The sequence below is a fragment of the Neoroseomonas rubea genome (assembly GCF_016106015.1).
Classification (GTDB): domain Bacteria; phylum Pseudomonadota; class Alphaproteobacteria; order Acetobacterales; family Acetobacteraceae; genus Neoroseomonas; species Neoroseomonas rubea.
The window spans coordinates 1-1,715 of record NZ_JACADQ010000541.1 but is presented as its reverse complement, the minus strand read 5'-3'; the positions used below and the strand labels follow the sequence as shown (position 1 = coordinate 1,715).

Annotated in this window: 3 protein-coding genes; 1 reads left to right on the top strand and 2 read right to left on the bottom strand. The window is 73.2% G+C overall.

Annotated elements, in window-relative coordinates; translation table 11 throughout:
* Positions 1-12: 12 nt before the first annotated feature.
* Positions 13-519 (bottom strand): YceD family protein, encoded by a 507-nt coding sequence (locus HW577_RS24645; protein ID WP_198378732.1) that lies wholly within the window; start codon positions 517-519, stop codon positions 13-15.
* Positions 509-1,063 (bottom strand): ubiquinol-cytochrome C chaperone family protein, encoded by a 555-nt coding sequence (locus HW577_RS24640; RefSeq protein WP_198378731.1) that lies wholly within the window; start codon positions 1,061-1,063, stop codon positions 509-511. The genes HW577_RS24645 and HW577_RS24640 overlap by 11 nt, the downstream gene beginning before the upstream one ends.
* Before the next feature lie 74 nt (positions 1,064-1,137).
* Between HW577_RS24640 and HW577_RS24635 the strand changes: the two genes are divergently transcribed.
* Positions 1,138-1,662 carry an outer membrane protein assembly factor BamE gene (locus tag HW577_RS24635; RefSeq protein ID WP_198378730.1) on the top strand — a complete coding sequence of 175 codons (525 nt, stop codon included), beginning with the start codon at positions 1,138-1,140 and terminating at the stop codon, positions 1,660-1,662.
* The last annotated feature ends 53 nt before the right edge of the window (positions 1,663-1,715 follow it).

The window sequence follows — 1,715 nt, the reverse complement described above, 5'->3', positions numbered from 1 at the left end:
CCCCCGGGGACGTCAGGATCCCTTCGCCTGGCCGCGCAGCGCGGCGAGCGCCGCGAAGGGGCCGCTGGGCGTCGCCCCGCCCTCCCCGGCCACGGGCAGTTCGGCGCCCGGCGCGCGAGGGTAGGGATCCAGCGCCAGGGACAATTGCTCGGCCACGGCCTCGCCCAGGTCGACCGTGCCGTCCTCGGCCTCGATCTCGTCCGGGCCCTCGGGGTCGTCGGAGGGTTCCGCGCCGGGGGCCAGGATGCGCAGGGCGATCGCCTCGCTGACCGCCTGCCGCACCGGCTCGAGCGTCACGACGCAGGTCTGCACGACCTCGGCCGACAGATGGCCTTCGGCGAAAACCGTGCCTCCGGCTTCCGGTCGAAGCCGGATCCCGGCCGACAGGCGCTCGACGGCGGGAATGCCGAAGCGGGCGGCGAGCGCGGCGCATTCCTCGGCACGCGCTTCGATCCGCTCCTCCCGCCCCTCGGGCGGTATGCGCGCGAGGGCGAGCGGGCGATGGAATTCAGGCAGCATCGAGCAGCCCCTCGGCCGGCAGGAAATCGACGCGGCCCGCGACCATGGCCTCGATCCCCTGCCCTGCCAGATGCGCCGCCTGGGCCCGCGCGATCGCGGCCAAGCGGGCGGGCGCCCCCTCAGGTGCTCCCCCACGCCAGACGTTGCGGTCGAGCGCATCGGCCAGCGCGGCGGGGTCCCCGGAGTCGATCGCCGCCTCATAGGCGAGTGCCCGACCGTGAAACGCCTCCCACATGCGTCGTACGCGTTTGCCGACGGACAGGTCGCCCACGCCCATCTCGCGCAGGTTCAGGTCCATGTCGGCGAACATCGCGTCGAAGACCGCCTGGGCGAGCAGCGGGCCACGTGCATGCCCGTCCGTGCGCAGGCGGCGGATCAGCAGGCCGACATGCAGGCTGACCAGGTCGAAACGCCCCTCGACCGTGTCCGGAATGCCGAGGGCGGCAAACAGCGCCGGCGAGCGCGCCGCGCCCACGGCGGCGCCGTAGAGTTCGAATCCGGCCCGCTCATGCGGCCGGCGACGGAACATCCCGAGCAGTCCCATTCTCGTTCCTGGCTTCCGCGCCCGGACCTTGGCGGTTGACCCGGGGGCGGCCTCATGGCTATCGCTTGCCGGACATGGCCCGTCGAACCCACATGGTCAACGTATTCCGCGCCGCGCCGCTGCTCATCCTGCTCGGCCTCGGCGGCTGCGCCTGGCTGGGGGAACGGATCGGCCCCGACCCCATCCTGCGCGGCAACCATGTCGATGCGGACCGGCTCAGCCAGATCACCCCCGGCGTCCAGACGCGCTCGGATGTCGAGGCGCTGCTCGGCTCGCCCTCCGCCCGCGGCACCTTCGACGACGACAACTGGTATTACATCAGCGCCCGCACCCGGACGCAGCCCGGGCGCTTCCTCGAGGTCGAGGGGCAGCGCGTCGTCGCCATCTCCTTCAACCGGCAGGGCGTGGTCGCGAATGTGCGCGAACTGACCCAGGCCGATGGGCGCGACGTGCAGATGGTGTCGCGCGAGACGCCGGTGCCGGGCAACGATCGATCGCTGCTGCAGGCGCTGTTCGGCAACATCGGCCGGCCGGGCATGGATCGTGCCCCGTCGAGCGCTGGGGCGAGCAACCCGGGAAGCATCGCGCGCCGCCCCTGAGGCGGACCGCCGCCGGCGGCCCGGGGTGCGGTTCAGTCCCCAGCGGCACCCGC

Coding starts and splice junctions, on each gene's coding strand:
- HW577_RS24635 (WP_198378730.1), top strand. CDS start 1,138: ATGGCCCGTCGAACCCACATGGTCAACGTATTCCGCGCCGCGCCGCTG.
- HW577_RS24640 (WP_198378731.1), bottom strand. CDS start 1,063: ATGGGACTGCTCGGGATGTTCCGTCGCCGGCCGCATGAGCGGGCCGGA.
- HW577_RS24645 (WP_198378732.1), bottom strand. CDS start 519: ATGCTGCCTGAATTCCATCGCCCGCTCGCCCTCGCGCGCATACCGCCC.